This window comes from Micromonospora coxensis (assembly GCF_900090295.1).
GTDB classification, from domain to species: domain Bacteria; phylum Actinomycetota; class Actinomycetes; order Mycobacteriales; family Micromonosporaceae; genus Micromonospora; species Micromonospora coxensis.
The window spans coordinates 4,841,277-4,855,320 of the sequence record NZ_LT607753.1 but is presented as its reverse complement, the minus strand read 5'-3'; the positions used below and the strand labels follow the sequence as shown (position 1 = coordinate 4,855,320).

General features: G+C 74.1%; 18 protein-coding genes. 8 read left to right on the top strand and 10 right to left on the bottom strand.

What is annotated here, in order from left to right; all coding sequences use genetic code 11:
• Positions 1–156: 156 nt before the first annotated feature.
• Together GA0070614_RS22245 and GA0070614_RS22240 are read right to left on the bottom strand one after the other, a co-directional pair.
• The gene (locus GA0070614_RS22245) at positions 157–1,116 is read right to left on the bottom strand and encodes an electron transfer flavoprotein subunit alpha/FixB family protein (protein ID WP_088977782.1); all 960 of its coding nucleotides are present in this window, start codon (positions 1,114–1,116) and stop codon (positions 157–159) included.
• 11 nt (positions 1,117–1,127) lie between these two features.
• Complete coding sequence (locus tag GA0070614_RS22240) at positions 1,128–1,907, bottom strand: electron transfer flavoprotein subunit beta/FixA family protein (protein WP_088977781.1); 780 nt, start codon at positions 1,905–1,907, stop codon at positions 1,128–1,130.
• A gap of 219 nt (positions 1,908–2,126) precedes the next feature.
• Between GA0070614_RS22240 and GA0070614_RS22235 the strand changes: the two genes are divergently transcribed.
• Positions 2,127–2,330 (top strand): hypothetical protein, encoded by a 204-nt coding sequence (locus tag GA0070614_RS22235; protein ID WP_088977780.1) that lies wholly within the window; start codon positions 2,127–2,129, stop codon positions 2,328–2,330.
• Positions 2,331–2,518: 188 nt separating this feature from the next.
• Here GA0070614_RS22235 and GA0070614_RS22230 read toward each other — a convergent pair whose 3' ends face one another.
• The gene (locus tag GA0070614_RS22230; RefSeq protein WP_088977779.1) at positions 2,519–2,926 is read right to left on the bottom strand and encodes a hypothetical protein; all 408 of its coding nucleotides are present in this window, start codon (positions 2,924–2,926) and stop codon (positions 2,519–2,521) included.
• Positions 2,927–2,928: 2 nt separating this feature from the next.
• Positions 2,929–3,726, bottom strand: coding sequence for a GNAT family N-acetyltransferase (locus tag GA0070614_RS22225; protein ID WP_088977778.1), 798 nt, complete (start codon positions 3,724–3,726; stop codon positions 2,929–2,931).
• A gap of 11 nt (positions 3,727–3,737) precedes the next feature.
• Here GA0070614_RS22225 and GA0070614_RS22220 point away from each other — a divergent pair, with 11 nt between their 5' ends.
• Genes GA0070614_RS22220 through GA0070614_RS22210 form a run of 3 tightly spaced genes read left to right on the top strand, consistent with a single transcriptional unit; the run spans position 3,738 to position 4,895 of the window.
• On the top strand, positions 3,738–4,160 hold the full coding sequence (locus GA0070614_RS22220; RefSeq protein ID WP_408630702.1) for a YidH family protein: 423 nt from the start codon (positions 3,738–3,740) through the stop codon (positions 4,158–4,160).
• A complete protein-coding gene (locus tag GA0070614_RS22215) occupies positions 4,157–4,456 on the top strand; it encodes a DUF202 domain-containing protein (protein WP_088977776.1) in 300 nt (99 codons plus the stop codon). Before GA0070614_RS22220 ends, GA0070614_RS22215 begins: the two co-directional genes overlap by 4 nt.
• A 28-nt stretch (positions 4,457–4,484) precedes the next feature.
• The gene (locus GA0070614_RS22210; RefSeq protein ID WP_088977775.1) at positions 4,485–4,895 is read left to right on the top strand and encodes a PLD nuclease N-terminal domain-containing protein; all 411 of its coding nucleotides are present in this window, start codon (positions 4,485–4,487) and stop codon (positions 4,893–4,895) included.
• Positions 4,896–4,950: 55 nt separating this feature from the next.
• Here GA0070614_RS22210 and GA0070614_RS22205 read toward each other — a convergent pair whose 3' ends face one another.
• The 4 genes from GA0070614_RS22205 to GA0070614_RS22190 form a co-directional block, all read right to left on the bottom strand.
• Positions 4,951–5,766 carry an ABC transporter permease gene (locus GA0070614_RS22205; RefSeq protein ID WP_088977774.1) on the bottom strand — a complete coding sequence of 272 codons (816 nt, stop codon included), beginning with the start codon at positions 5,764–5,766 and terminating at the stop codon, positions 4,951–4,953.
• Positions 5,763–6,734 (bottom strand): ATP-binding cassette domain-containing protein, encoded by a 972-nt coding sequence (locus GA0070614_RS22200; protein WP_088977773.1) that lies wholly within the window; start codon positions 6,732–6,734, stop codon positions 5,763–5,765. The genes GA0070614_RS22205 and GA0070614_RS22200 overlap by 4 nt, the downstream gene beginning before the upstream one ends.
• 167 nt (positions 6,735–6,901) lie before the next feature.
• Positions 6,902–8,524: an acetolactate synthase gene (locus tag GA0070614_RS22195; RefSeq protein ID WP_088977772.1), complete on the bottom strand. Its 1,623-nt coding sequence runs from the start codon at positions 8,522–8,524 to the stop codon at positions 6,902–6,904.
• Positions 8,525–8,644: 120 nt separating this feature from the next.
• On the bottom strand, positions 8,645–9,418 hold the full coding sequence (locus tag GA0070614_RS22190; RefSeq protein WP_088977771.1) for an enoyl-CoA hydratase-related protein: 774 nt from the start codon (positions 9,416–9,418) through the stop codon (positions 8,645–8,647).
• A gap of 99 nt (positions 9,419–9,517) precedes the next feature.
• Between GA0070614_RS22190 and GA0070614_RS22185 the strand changes: the two genes are divergently transcribed.
• Positions 9,518–10,066, top strand: coding sequence for a DUF6232 family protein (locus GA0070614_RS22185; protein WP_088977770.1), 549 nt, complete (start codon positions 9,518–9,520; stop codon positions 10,064–10,066).
• On the opposite strand, the gene GA0070614_RS22180 is transcribed toward GA0070614_RS22185, so the two are convergent.
• A complete protein-coding gene (locus GA0070614_RS22180; RefSeq protein WP_088977769.1) occupies positions 10,012–10,419 on the bottom strand; it encodes a nuclear transport factor 2 family protein in 408 nt (135 codons plus the stop codon). The two genes, GA0070614_RS22185 and GA0070614_RS22180, sit on opposite strands and share 55 nt — an antisense overlap.
• A gap of 128 nt (positions 10,420–10,547) precedes the next feature.
• Here GA0070614_RS22180 and GA0070614_RS22175 point away from each other — a divergent pair, with 128 nt between their 5' ends.
• The 3 genes from GA0070614_RS22175 (at position 10,548) to GA0070614_RS22165 (ending at position 12,425) form a co-directional block, all read left to right on the top strand.
• Positions 10,548–11,030 (top strand): DUF6232 family protein, encoded by a 483-nt coding sequence (locus tag GA0070614_RS22175; RefSeq protein WP_088977768.1) that lies wholly within the window; start codon positions 10,548–10,550, stop codon positions 11,028–11,030.
• The gene (locus tag GA0070614_RS22170) at positions 11,027–11,398 is read left to right on the top strand and encodes a DoxX family protein (RefSeq protein ID WP_088977767.1); all 372 of its coding nucleotides are present in this window, start codon (positions 11,027–11,029) and stop codon (positions 11,396–11,398) included. Before GA0070614_RS22175 ends, GA0070614_RS22170 begins: the two co-directional genes overlap by 4 nt.
• A 94-nt stretch (positions 11,399–11,492) precedes the next feature.
• Positions 11,493–12,425, top strand: a complete 933-nt coding sequence (locus GA0070614_RS22165; protein ID WP_088977766.1) for an alpha/beta hydrolase family protein — start codon at positions 11,493–11,495, stop codon at positions 12,423–12,425.
• A gap of 105 nt (positions 12,426–12,530) precedes the next feature.
• Here the strand turns inward: GA0070614_RS22165 and GA0070614_RS22160 are convergent, their stop codons facing one another.
• Positions 12,531–14,018 (bottom strand): alpha/beta hydrolase, encoded by a 1,488-nt coding sequence (locus tag GA0070614_RS22160; RefSeq protein WP_088977765.1) that lies wholly within the window; start codon positions 14,016–14,018, stop codon positions 12,531–12,533.
• Positions 14,019–14,044 lie beyond the last annotated feature (26 nt).

Sequence of the window (14,044 nt, the reverse complement as noted above, 5' to 3'; positions counted from 1 at the left end):
TCGCTCCTCGGGCGGGTGCACGGGGGACCCGGTCATCGTCGCAGCTCCCGGGGCTTGTCGTGGCCGTTCCGGCCGTGCTCGACCGCGAGGTCGGGACACGGCGAGGGCCGGGAACCGACTGGCGGTTCCCGGCCCTCGCCGTGGCTGGTGCTCAGCTCACTTGCGCTTGCGGATCTCCTCGGCCGCCTGCGGTACGACCTTGAACAGGTCGCCCACCACGCCGAAGTCGGCCAGCTCGAAGATCGGGGCCTCGCCGTCCTTGTTCACGGCGACGATGGTCTTCGAGGTCTGCATGCCGGCCCGGTGCTGGATCGCGCCGGAGATGCCCAGCGCGACGTAGAGCTGCGGGGAGACGGTCTTGCCGGTCTGGCCCACCTGGAACTGGTGCGGGTAGAAGCCGGAGTCGACGGCGGCCCGGGACGCGCCGACGGCGCCGCCGAGCAGGTCGGCCAGCTCCTCGACCAGCTTGAAGTTGTCGGCGTTGCCGACACCGCGACCGCCGGAGACGACCACGCCGGCCTCGGTCAGCTCGGGGCGGGAGCCCTTCTGCTCGGCGACCCGGTCGACGACCTTGGCCAGCTTGTCGGTGTCGGTGACCGACACGGTGAGCTGCTCGACGGCCGGGGTGGCCGGGGCCGGGGTCGGGTTGACCGAGTTCGGCCGGAGGGTGACCAGCGGCAGGCCCTTGGTGACCTTGGACTTGACGATGGTGGACCCGGCGAAGGCGACCTGGGTCGCGGTGCCGTCGGCGTCCAGGCCGACCACGTCGGTCAGGATGCCGTTGTCCAGCTTGACGGCGAGGCGGGCGGCGATCTCCTTGCCCTCCTGGGCGGAGGCCAGCAGCACGGCCGCCGGCTGCACCCGGTTGACCAGCTCGGCCAGCACGGTGGCCTTCGGGGCCACCAGGTAGCCGTCGATCTCCTCGCTCTCGGCGGCGTAGATCTTCTGCGCGCCGTACTCGCCCAGCTTGGCGCTCAGCGCCTCGGCCGCGCCGGCGCCACCGAGCACCACCGCGCTCGGGGTGCCCAGCTCGCGGGCGAGGGTGAGCATCTCCAGGGTGACCTTCTTGACGCCGAATTCCCGGGTGGCTTCGACGACGACGAGAACCTCAGACATGTCCAGACCTCTCACACGAACTTCTCGGTGGCGAGGAACTCGACCAGCTTGACGCCGCCCTCGCCCTCGTCGGTGATCTTCGCGCCGCCGGAGCGCGGCGGACGCTTGGTGTGCTCCAGCACGGCGCTGGTCGCGCCGTCGAAGCCCACCTCGGTCGGGGCGACGCCGAGGTCGGCCAGGGAGAGCGTCTGCACCGGCTTCTTCTTGGCGGCCATGATGCCCTTGAACGACGGGTAGCGCGGCTCGTTGATGGTGTCCCAGACGGAGACCACGGCCGGGGTCGAGGCGGTGACCACCTCGTAGCCCTCCTCGGTCTGCCGCTCGACGGTCAGCGTGCCGCCGTCGACGGTGAGCTTGCGGGCGCCGGTCAGCGCCGCCACGCCCAGCCGCTCGGCGATCATGTGCGGCATGACCTGCACGCGGCCGTCGGTCGACTCCGCGCCGCAGATCACCAGGTCCGCGTTGAGCTGCCCCAGGGCGGCGGCGAGCACCTTCGAGGTGGCCACGGCGCAGGACCCGTGCAGGGCGTCGTCCACCACGTGCACGGCCTTGTCCGGGCCCATGGAGAGCGCCTTGCGGATCGACTCGGTCGCCCGGTCCGGACCCATGGTCAGGATGGTGACCTCGCCGCCGTGCGCCTCCTTGATCTTCAACGCCTCTTCGATGGCGTACTCGTCCATCTCGTTGATGACGTTGTTCGCCGAACCGCGGTCGACGGTGTTGTCGTCACTACGCAGGTTGCGGTCCGCGCCCGAATCGGGCACCTGCTTGACGAGTACGACGATGTTCATCGCGTTTCGACGACCCTCCTGTTTGGTGTAGCGATCACTCGCCCGGTCTCGGGCGCAGCCTGCCGCGTGACTTAACGGTCGGTCAACAACGGACTGCTGTGCAGTTGCCCACGGCGCAATGTTACCTGCCAGTAGCTTGGGCTCCCCGGGCACTCAGAGTGACACAGCTCACCGAGCACCGCGCGCCTGGTTAAATTCTCATGAGGGAGGTGTCCGAACATGTCGGGACAGAGCAACCCGCCACCGGTCGAGACGGCCGCCCGTCCCGGCACCGACCCGGCCCGCTGCGGGCGCTCGGAGGCGGCCGACTCGCACCGCTGCGCCTGCGGTCGGCTCCGCGACCGCTGCGTCCGCGACACCGTGCACGCCGTCTGGTCGGAGCCGCACGACGAACCGGTCGGGCCGCTCCCGGCCGACGCCTGACCGCCGCAGCGCCGGGCCCCGGAGGCCGTCACGAGCCGGCCGTCACCCCACCCGCAGCCACCCGGGACGATCGGCGTGGCGACGATCACCCCGGCACGGACCACGGCGGCGAGAGACCCGGGTGCGACCCGGGGCGCGCGCCGGACCCGGCCGCCGACGACGGCCTCAGGCCGCCGCCGACGACGACCTCAGGCCGGCTCGGCCAGGGCACCCCTGATCCGCTCGATCACGGCCGCCTCGGCCGGCACGACCCCCCGGTGCGCCTCGGCCACCCGGTCGGCGGCGGCCAGCACCACCTGTCGGTACACCGCCAGGTCGTCCGGCGACTTCGCCCGCAGGATGTCGACCGCCCGGCCGAGCGCCGGGAGCACCACCGCCTCGACCTCCAACGCCGAGTCACGCGGCAACTGGGGCAGCGGACCGGTGGTCAGCGCCTCCTTCACCAGCCCGCGGGCATCGTTCAACGCCCCCGAGGCCGCGATGCTCTCCCGGATCATGGCGAACATGCCCGGATCGGCGTTCGACACCAGGAAGACCGCGCCGAAGGCGCCCGTCTTGAGGGTCAGCCGCTCCTCGTCCGTCAATCGCTGCTCCATCATCACGGAGTGTAGACGTAGGGCGTGGTCGTGGTGACCGCGACGAGTCCGAGCCGTTCCAGGATCGGCCTGCTGTCCGGCGAGCAGTCCACCTGCAGCAGCGTCCGGCCGCGCTGCTCGGCCAGCCGCGCCCGGTACGCCACCAACGCCCGGTAGATGCCCCGGCGTCGCCAGGCGGGCAGGGTCGAGCCGCCCCACAGGGTGCCGAAGCCGGTGCCGGCCGGGTAGCGGATCCAGCCGGCGCTGACCACCGTCTCCCCCGCCTCGGCCACCACCACCGCGATCGACTGGGGGTCGGCCGCGATCTCCTTCTCCAGGCCGATGACCAGGTGGCTGCGGTCGGAACCCCAGACCTGCTCCTCCATGGCGGCGATGCGCTCCAGGTCCGCGCGGGAGGTGACCTCGCGCAGGCGCACCCCGTCGGGCAGGACCGGGAGGGCGCCGGCCAACGCCGCCACCGGGCCCACCACGACGGTCTCCTGGTCCTCCGGCACGAACCCGGCGGCGCGCAGCCGCTCGGCCAGGTCCGCCGGCTCGTCGTGGCCGACGAGCTTCCACTCCACCGCCTCGCCGCGCGCACGGAAGAACTCGACCTGCCGGGCGATCAGCGCGTCCAACTCCGCGCCGGCCAGGCCGTCCAGGCTCCGGTAGGTGAGGAAGCCGCGCTGGTCGAGGCCGAGGACCCGCACCAACGGGCCGTCGGAGTCCACGGTCACCCCGGCGGGCAGCGGGTCCGGAATATCCGGACGGAGCTGGGTGTCGTACGCGTCGCGCAGGGTCCGCGCGTCAAGATCCGTCATCCGTCCAGGCTATGCCGGGAACAAAGCGGATAATCGTCGGCGTGTGGCAGGCGATCAGGCGGTGGTTCGACCCGTCGGAGCTCAGGAGCGTGGGCACCACCCCGGACTACCGCTTCTCCCTGGCCAACGAGCGGACCTTCCTGGCCTGGCTGCGGACCGGGCTGGCGCTGATCGCCGGCGGGCTGGCCGCCGCCCAGTTCCTGCCGCCGCTGCCGCTGCGGCACCTGCGCGAGGCGATCGCCGTGGCGTTGCTGCTGCTCGGCGGCACCGTCGCGATCCGGGCGGTGGACCACTGGGCGCGCACCGAACGGGCCATCCGGCTCGGCGAGGAGTTGCCCGCCTCCCGGTTCCCGGCCGTGCTCGCCCTGCTCGTGGGGCTCGGGGCGCTGCTGCTGGTGGCTGCCGTGCTGGTGAAGGGGTTCGGCGGGCGATGACCCGGGACCCCGGACTGCAACCCGAGCGCACCCGGCTGGCCTGGCGGCGTACCGCCCTGGCGCTGACCGTGGTGACCGTGCTGGCGATCCGGCTCGCCCTGACCGGCGACGTCGCCGGCGCGTTGCTCGCGGCGGCCGTGGTGCTGCTCTGGGCGGGGGCGCTCACCGCCTGCTGGGCCCGGGCCGCCGGCAGCGGGCCGACCCCGGTCGGGCCACGCTCCCTGCCGCTGGTCGCGCTGGCCACCGCCGGGCTGGCGCTGCTCTCGGTGCCGTTGGTGCTGCGCGGAATGTGGTGATCGCGGCCGGGTGCGCCATCATGGGGGCATGGCCCGGCTGTCCGTCCTGCTCTTCCTGATCCAGATCGTCCTCGCGGTCATCGCGCTGATCAGCTGCCTCTCCGCCGAGGAGGAGCGGATCCGGGCGCTGCCCCGCTTCGCCTGGGTGCTGATCATCCTGGTCTTTCCGCTGATCGGGTCGATCGCCTGGTTCCTCGCCGGTCGCCCGACGCCCGCGACGCCCGCCGGTCCGCCCGCCACCCGGGGCGGGAGCGGGCGGGTCACGCGTCCCGTCGCCCCGGACGACGATCCGGAGTTCCTCAAGTCCATCGCCGAACAGTCCCGTCGCGAGGACGCGGAGCTGTTCCGCCGCTGGGAGGAGGACCTGCGCCGCCGCGAGGACGACCTGCGCCGGCGCGAGGACGAGCCGCCCCGCGAGGACGACCGCCCCCAGGCCTAGGACGCCGGACGCGCCGGCCGGGGCGCGCGTCGTGCCGCCCCGGCCGGCGTCCGGCTCACACCCGACGCCGCAGCGCCCGCACCGCCAGCGGCGCGAACACCGCGGCGATGCCGGCCGCCCAGAGCAGCGACTGGAGGGCGGGACCGGCGACCGGGCCGCCGACCAGCAGGCCGCGCAGCGCGTCGGCCAGGATGGTGACCGGGTTGATCTCCACCCAGTTCTGCAGCCAGCCCGGCATCCGGTCGGTCGGCACGAAGACGTTGCTGGTGAAGGTGAGCGGGAAGATCACCGTGAAGCCGAAGACCTGCACCTTCTCCGGCTCGTCCACCAGCACCCCGACCAGCACCGAGATCCAGGCCGCGGCCAGGGAGAAGGTCAGCAGCAACGCGAACGCGCCGAGCAGCCCCGCCAGCCCGTTGCCCAGCCGGAACCCGAGGATCGCGCCGACCGAGACCAGCAGCGACACCGACCAGGCCTGCTTGACCGTGTCGGCGAGGATCCGCCCGGCCAACGGCGCCCAGCGGGCGATCGGCAGGGCCCGCAGCCGGTCGAAGACGCCCTTGGTGAGGTCGTTGTTGAGCCCGAACCCGGTGCTCATGGTGGCGAAGAAGGCGTTCTGCACGATGATGCCGGGCAGCGCGAAGGTGAGGTACTCCCCCGGCGAGCCGGAGATCGCGGTGCCGAAGACGTACGTGAAGAGCAGCACGAACATCACCGGCTGGATGCTCAGGTCGAGCAGCTCCATCGGGTTGTGCTTGATCTGCACCAGGCTGCGCCAGGCCAGGGTCAGGGTGTGCCGCAGGCCGGCGACGACGCCGAGACGACGGGCCGGGGTGAGCGGGGCGGCGGCGGTGGCGGTGGCGGCGGTCATGCCGGGCTCCTCTCGAGAGCGTCGGTGGCGGCGTCGTCCTCGGCCCGGTGGCCGGTGAGGGAGAGGAAGACCTCGTCCAGGCTGGAACCGCGCAACGCCAGCTCGGCCACGGCGACACCGGCGTCGTCGAGACGGCGGACCACGGCGGGCAGCGCGCCCGGATCGTTCACCGGCACGGTGACCGTGTTCTGGGCGACCTCGGGGACGGTGCCGGCGACCTCGCCGGCCACGGCCACCACGGTCGACACGTCGGCCGGGTCGACCGGCCGGACGGCGAGCACCTGCCCGCCGGTCTTCGCCTTCAGCTCCTCCGGGGTGCCCTGCGCGATCACCCGGCCGTGGTCGACCACCGCGATCTCGCCGGCCAGCTGGTCGGCCTCCTCCAGGTACTGCGTGGTGAGCAGCACGGTCACCCCGTCGGCGACCAGGTTGCGCACGATGTCCCACAGCTCGTTACGGCTGCGCGGGTCGAGGCCGGTGGTCGGCTCGTCGAGGAAGAGCACCTGCGGCCGCCCCACCAGGCTGGCCGCCAGGTCGAGGCGGCGGCGCATCCCGCCGGAGTAGGTCTTGGCCGCCCGGCCGGCCGCGTCGTCGAGATGGAACTCGGCGAGCAGTTCGGCGGCACGGGCCCGCGCCTCGGCCCGGCCCAGCCCGAGCAGCCGGCCGATGAGCAGCAGGTTCTCCGTGCCGGTGAGGGTTTCGTCGACCGAGGCGTACTGGCCGGTCAGGCCGATGAGCTGGCGCACCCGGTGCGGGTCGCGGTGCACGTCGTACCCGCCGACGGTGGCGTGCCCCTCGTCGGCGGTGAGCAGGGTGGCGAGCACCCGTACGGTGGTGGTCTTGCCGGCGCCGTTCGGCCCCAGCAGGCCGAACACCGTCCCGGTGGGGACCGCCAGGTCGACACCGGCCAGGGCGGTGGTGTCGCCGAACCGGCGCACCAACCCCTCGGCGCGGATCGCGTAGGTCATGCGGAGACTCCCGTCGTCGCTGGTCGGTCTCACCGTGCCCGACGGGTGTGACACTCCGTCGGCACTCGGCTGACGTTACGACGGCCGACGCCAGGATTCCGCTGATTTATGCCAGGGGCCGAACGCGCCGCCGCCGGTCATCCCGGCGACGGCGGCCCGGCCGCGCCTCAGGCCAGGTTCGACGAGCGGGGGTACGCGTCCGCCGGGTCGGTCAGCACGTTGACCAGGTACGGCACCCCGGCGTCGAAGGCGCGGGCCAGGGCCGGGCCGAGGTCGGCGGCCTTCGCCACCGTCTCGCCGGCGCCGCCGAGCGCCTCGACCACCTTGTCGTAGCGCAGCTCCGGCTGGAGGTCGGCGGCGACGTCGTAGCCGTACATGGCCCGCATCGGGTGCTTCTCCAGACCCCAGATGCCGTTGTTGCCGACCACGATGACGACCGGCAGCTCCTGCCGGACCAGGGACTCCACGTCCATCAGCGAGAATCCGGCCGCGCCGTCGCCCATCAGCACGCAGATCTGCCGGTCCGGGTGGGTGACCCGGGCCCCCATCGCGTAGCCCATGCCGGTGCCGAGGCAGCCGTACGGGCCCGGGTCGAGCCAGGTGCCGGGCTGCGCCGGCTCCAGGTACTTCCCGGCGTACGAGACGAAGTCGCCGCCGTCGCCGATGGTGATCGCGTCGGCGGCCAGCACCCGGCGCAGCTCGCCGTAGACCCGGGCCGGGCGGATCGGGTCGGTCTCGGCGGCCATCTCGGCCGCGTCGCGGGCCTTCGCGGCGTCCTCGGCGGCACGCAGCTCGGCCACCCAGTCGGCGTGCCCGGCCCGGTCGCCGCCGTACTCGGCGAACGCGGTCAGGATCAGCCGCAGGTCACCGGCAGGGCTGGCGGCCGGCTGCACGTGCCCGGCGCGCTGGCCGGGGGCGTCGACGACGTGCACGACCCTGGCGTCGCCGAAGTCGCCGAAGCCGAGCCGGAAGTCCAGCGGGGTGCCCACCACCACGACCACGTCGGCGCCCCTGAGGGCGACCCGGCGGGCCTTGGCGAAGGCGAGCGGGTGCGCGGGCGGCAGCGCGCCCCGGCCCATCCCGTTGGTGAAGACCGGCACCTGCAGCGACTCGGCGGCGGCGCGCAACGCGTCGACGGCGTCGCCGGCGTACACGTCCGAGCCGGCGATGACGACCGGGCGGCTCGCCCCGGCGATCAGGGCGGCGGCCCGGGCGACCTCGTCCGGGTCGGGCTCGATCGGGGCGACCGGTGCGACCGCCGGCAGGTCGGCGTCGCCGACGGAGAAGACCGCCTCCAGCGGGAAGTCGAGGAAGACCGGGCCACGGTGCGGAGTCAGCGCGGCGGTCAGCGCGGTGGTGACGGCGCGCGGGATGTCGTCGGCGCTGAACACCGTCTCGGCGTGCTTGGTCACCGGGGTGACCAGCGGCAGGTGGTCCATCTCCTGCAGGCTGCCCGAGCCCCAGCGGAACTGCGGCGCCCTGCCCCCCAGCACCAGCACCGGGGAGGCGTTGAAGTACGCGCTGGTCAGGCCGGAGATGCCGTTGGTGACGCCGGGGCCGGCGGTGAGCACGGCGAGGCCGGGGCGGCGCTGGAGCTTGGCGACCGCCTCGGCGGCGAAGACCGCGGACTGCTCGTGCCGGACGTCGTAGATCGGGAAGTCGGTGCGGTGGGCGGCGTCGTAGAGAGGGAAGACGTGCCCGCCGGAGAGGGTGAACATCTCCCGTACGCCGTGCGCGCGCAGGGCCGCCAGCGCCAGTTCCCCGCCGTGGCCCTCGACCCGTTCCGTCATCGCCGCTCCCCTCGTCACAGATGCGGTGTCACACGCTACTGGCCGGTACGCGGGATGTGAACACTTCTCGGCTCGACCGGCGGGGGCCGGCGACCCGCAGCGGTCACCGGCCCGTCGAGGTCAGCGGCCGGTGAAGTCCGGCTTGCGCTTGGCCACGAACGCGGCCATGCCCTCGCGCCGGTCGTCGGTGGCGAAGAGCGCCGCGAAGAGCTGGCTCTCCCAGGCCAGGCCGGAGTTCAGGTCCATGTCCAGGCCGCCGTCGACGGCCAGCTTGGCCGCGCGCAGCGCCTGCACCGGACCGGTCAGGAACGGCGTCACCAGCTCGACCGCGGCGGCGTAGACCTCGGCCGCCGGGACCACCCGGTCGGCCAGGCCGATCCGCAGCGCCTCCTGCGCGTCGACCATCCGCCCCGACATGATCAGGTCCTTGGCGCGGGCCGGGCCGACCAGCCGGGCCAGCCGCTGGGTGCCGCCGGCGCCGGGAATGATGCCGAGCTTGATCTCCGGCTGGCCGAGCTTGGCGTCCTCGGCCACGATCCGCCAGTCGCAGGCCAGCGCCAGCTCGCAGCCGCCGCCGAGGGCGTACCCGGTGATCGCCGCGACGACCGGCTTGGGGATCCGGGCGATCGCGCCGAGCGCGCTGGACAGGTCGGCGGCCCGCTCCGCCATGTCCACGTAGGACATGTCGGCCATCTCCTTGATGTCCGCGCCGGCCGCGAAGACCTTCTCGCCGCCGTACACGATCACGGCGCGGACGCCCGGGTCGGCGGTGGCCGCCGCCGCGGCGGCGCGCAACTCCTCCTGCACCTGGGTGTTGAGCGCGTTCATCGGCGGCCGCTCCAGCCGGATGGTGCCGATGCCGTCCCTGGTCTCCAGCCGCACGAACTCGCTCACGCTGCCCTCACTTCCTCGTCGAAGTCGCGTGCCAACCTTACGGGCGGGCTCGTTGGGGTACATAGTCGAGGTGTCCGCCCCGCTGCCGGGAGTCCAGGGATGATCACGTACTACGACGACAGGTCGGTGCAGGTCACCTCCACCGTCATCCGGATCGACGGGCGCACCGTTCCGCTCGCCGAGGTCGGCATGGTGTGGCACCGCCGGGGCGGGCGCTCCTGGCGGGTGCTCGCCGGACGCGGCGCGCTCGGCGCGGCGCTGGCCGGGCCGTTGGTCGCCGCCGCGCTCGGCATCGGACTCGCCGTCTGGCTGCACCGCAGCCCCACCGTCACCCTCGCCATCGTGGGCGCCTCGGTGCTGGTCGGGATCGCCGTCGGCCCGCTCGCCGACTTCCTCCTCGAGTTCCTCGACCGCTCGTACGCGCGGGGCAGCCGGGAGTGGGAGATGTGGGCCCGCTGGCGCGGGCGGCCGGTCCTGCTGCTGCGCACCGGGGACGCGCTGCGCTTCGGGCAGATCTACCGGGCGGTGCAGCGGGCCGTGGAGAACCGCCGGCCGGCGCCGGGGCCCGCCCCGGCGGCCCGGCCGGCGTCGCGTCAGAAGGGGATCGGCTCGTCGGGCAGCAGCCCCAGCCCGCGCAGCAGGCCGTAGGTGTCCTGCTCGCCCCAGAACTGGACGATCCGGCCGCCGGCCAGCCGGTACATCTTGCAGCCGCTCTGCACCGTGGTCGCGCCGGTGGCGTCGTACCGGTAGGTCTGCGCGAACGACACCACCACCCGGTCACCGGCCGCGAACAGCTCGACGATCTCCTGGTCGAGGACGGTCAACCCGGGCGAGGAGACCGCCCGCTCGACGAACTGCCGGCCCCGCACCGCCGTACCCGAGCCGTAGATCTCGACGTCCTCGGCCACCACCTCGGCCAGTTCGGCCAGGTCCTTGGTGACGAAGGTCCGCAGGTACCGGCGGACCGTATCGACGTTGCGCTCCCGCTCACCGTCGCCCATGCCGCCGATGCTAGGTCCGCCCCGCGGTCCGTGCCGCCCCGCCGACCCGGCCTCAGCCCCAGGGGATCGACGCCGTGGCACCGTGCCGACCGGAGGCGAGGTGGCCTCGCGGACGGTTAGGGTTAGTGATGACCCTCTATTACCGGGACGACGCGGTGCAGGTGACCTCCGAGTCGATCCGGGCCGGCGGGCACATCGTCCGGATCGCCGACGTGACGTACGTCTGGCACGCGCGGGGAGCCACGACGATGGCCGTACGGGGCCGGGTGCTGGGCCGGGGCGTGCTGGTCCTGCTGCTCTCCCTGCCACCGCTGGTGGCGCTGGTCTGCGTGGTGTCGCTGGTCTACTCGGCGCAGGACCGGGGCGACTGGAAGCCGGCGCTGGTCGTCCTGGCCGCCTGCGCGGTGGTGGCGCTGGCGCTGCTCCCGTTCCTGGAGCTGCCACTGGGCTGGCTGGACCGCTCCTACGAACGCGGCAACCGGGTGAACGAGTTGTGGGTGCAGCACCACGGCACCGAGGTGATGCTGGTGCGCACGCCGGACGCGCTACGGTTCGGGCAGATCTACCGGGCCGTGCAGCGCGCCGTCGAACAGCAGGGAGAGCCCCGATGACCCACCGTCGCGGCGAGGCCGCCGCCCTGGCCGGGCTGCTCGCCACCGCCGGCGTCACCCACTTCGTCGCGCCGCGCTCCTACGACCGGATCGTGCCGCGCGCGCTGCCCGGGTCGGCCCGCTTCTGGACGTACGCCAGCGGGGTCGCGGAGCTGGCGGTGGCGGCGGCGGTCGCCCACCCGGCGACCCGGCGGCACGGCGGCCTGGCCGCGGCGGCCCTGTTCGCCGCGGTGTTCCCGGCGAACGTGCAGATGGCGGCGGACTGGCGGGACAAGGGCGCCGCCCGGCGGGCCGTCGCGTACGGCCGGCTGCCGTTGCAGGTCCCGCTGGTGTGGTGGGCGTGGCGGGTGGCCCGCAGCGGGGCATAACCCGCGTGTTATTGACGAAGCGAGTTGTTGGCAGCGCGCCAATTAGGTGCTCTCCTCGATGGTCAGTGGGATCCATCGATATGGGGAGGCTGTCATGTGGAGAAGATCCGCCGTCGCCGTCGCGGCGGCCCTGGCTCTGGTGCTGCCCGGCACCGCCGCCGGTGCGACGCCGCCGGACACCGCGACCGGGGTGACGAGCGCCGCCGACCCGTCCGCGCCCGGGGCGTACGCCGCCGGGTACGTCGACGCCACGGTCAGCGCGTCCGGCCGCTCGTTCTCCGCCCGGATCTACTACCCGGCCACCACGGCGGGCAGCGGCCAGCCGGTGGCGGCGGGCCGGTTCCCGGCGATCGCGTTCGGCCACGGCTTCTTCCAGAGCGTGTCGAAGTACTACTCGACCCTGGGCCACCTCGCCTCGTGGGGCTTCATCGTGCTCGCCCCCACCTCGCAGGGCGGCCTCTCGCCCAACCACAGCGCCTTCGCCGACGACCTCAACGCCGCCCTGACCTGGGTGGTCGCCCAGGACGGCACGACCGGGTCGCGGTTCGCCGGGCACGTCCGCACCGACCGGCTGGGGCTCTCCGGACACTCGATGGGCGGCGGGGCCAGCCTCCTGGCGGCGGCCCGCAACCCGCAGGTCGACGCGGTGGCGAACCTGGCCGCGGCGGAGACCAACCCGTCGGCGAAGGCGGCCGCCGCGACGCTCACCCTGCCGGTCCGACTGATCGCCGGTGACCGCGACACCATCGCCGGGGTCACCGACCACCAGCGACCGATCTACACGGCGAAACCGCCGACCAAGCAGCTGCGGATCATCAAGGGCGGCTTCCACTGCGGCTTCATGGACAGCGGCTCGCTCTTCTGCGACAGCGGCGGCATCACCCGGGCGGCCCAACTGCCGATCAGCAAGCGGCTGCTCACCGAGTGGTTCCTGCTCTACCTCGCCGGGAACACCAGCTACGACGACGCGGTCTGGGGCGCCCCGGCGCAGACCGACCCGCAGGTGAGCTTCGAGGGCGTGCGCTGAGCCCACGCCGGCCGGCGTCGGGACCGACGCCGGCCGGCATCACCACGGCGCTGCCGACCCGGTGGGACGTCGCTGGCGCGGCGACAACCGTGACCGCCCGGCCGGTCAGCTCAACGGCAGCGTGGTGGCGACCGGCCAGGCCAGCAGCACCGCGCCCACCAGGGCCGGCAGCCACCGGGGCGCGCCGGCCCGGCGCAGCACCGCCGCCCAGGCCGCCTGCCAGGCCACCAGCACCGCGAAGAGCGGCACCACCAGCAGCACGAACCCGGGCGCCAGCCCCACCACGGCCGCCCCGGTCAGCGCCAGCACGGCGCTCGCGCCGACCGCCGCGTACCGCCGGCTCCGCCCGCCGGTGACCAGCTCCGCGCCGGTGAGGAAGACCAGGCAGCCGGCGGCCACCAGGGGCAGCAGCCACCACCGGGCGCCCACCGGCAGGGCCGAGGTGAGGCCGAGGTGGATCGGCACGGCGACGGCGCCGACGGCGTACCCGGTCAGTACGAGGCCCGCCACCACGGCGCGCCCGTCGCGGCGGGGGCCGACCGGCGCGGCGGCCGGGCGGGGCAGCGGCCACCAGCGGGCGGCCGCGACCAGCAGCCCGCCGGTCACCAGCAGGAACCCGGTGACGTACCCGCCCACCGCGAGCGGGAGCCGGGCGGTCGGGGCGAGCGCCGCGACGCCCACGCCGGCCCCGACGGCGAGCGTCGCCACCACGGCCGTCGGCGGCACCGGTCGCGGCGGCGCCGGCCGCCGCCGGCCCAGCAGCAGGCCCACCAGCGGGACGAAGCCGAGTCCCGCGCCGAGCAGCAGCAACCCGGCGGACGCCGGCCGGGCGACGGGCCACGGGGGTACACCGCCCCCACCGACCCAGGCGGCGACCTCCCGATGGGTACGACCGGCGAAGAGCACCGAGATGTGCTCGACCCCCGGTACGACCACCAACCGCCGATCGGCCGGGTCACCCCGGCGGGCGGTGGCCTCGGCGGTGTCCCGGAAGCCGGGGAACTCCGCGCCGCCGACGATCAGCAGCAGCCCTTCCGGTCGGCCGTCGGGCAGGTCGTCGCCGTCGGGCAGCGAGATCGCGACGGTCCGGGCGATGTCGGGGTGCCCGGCGGCGTACCGGGTGACCGCGCCGGCGCCCATCGAGTGTCCGACCAGGACGATCCGGGCCGGGTCGACGTCGGGCAGGGTACGCAGGTGGGCGACGGCGACGTCCAGGTCCCGCGCCAGGGCGGCGCGCGAGTCGGCCGCGTCCCGTCCGGCGCCGGGCAGCCGGGCCGGGTTGGCCCCGTGCCCGGCGAAGTCGAGCAGCAGCGCGACGGCGCCCTGCCGCGCCACCGTGTCGGCGAGCGGACGCATCAGCCGCGCCGACCCGGCGAAACCGTGGGCGATCACCACGCCGGGTCGTCGACCCTCGGCCGGTCCGGCGCGCACCTCGGTCAGCGGCACCCCGCCGACGGTGACCTGCCGGGTGGTCGACCCCACGTCGGCGCGGACCAGCCCGACCGCACCGGCCAGGACGGCCAGCACCGCCAGCAGCGTGAGCAGGACGGTCCGGCGGGTGGCCGGGGCGACGCCGGAGGGGCGGACCGACATGCCCGGTACGGTACCCGGCGGTCCCG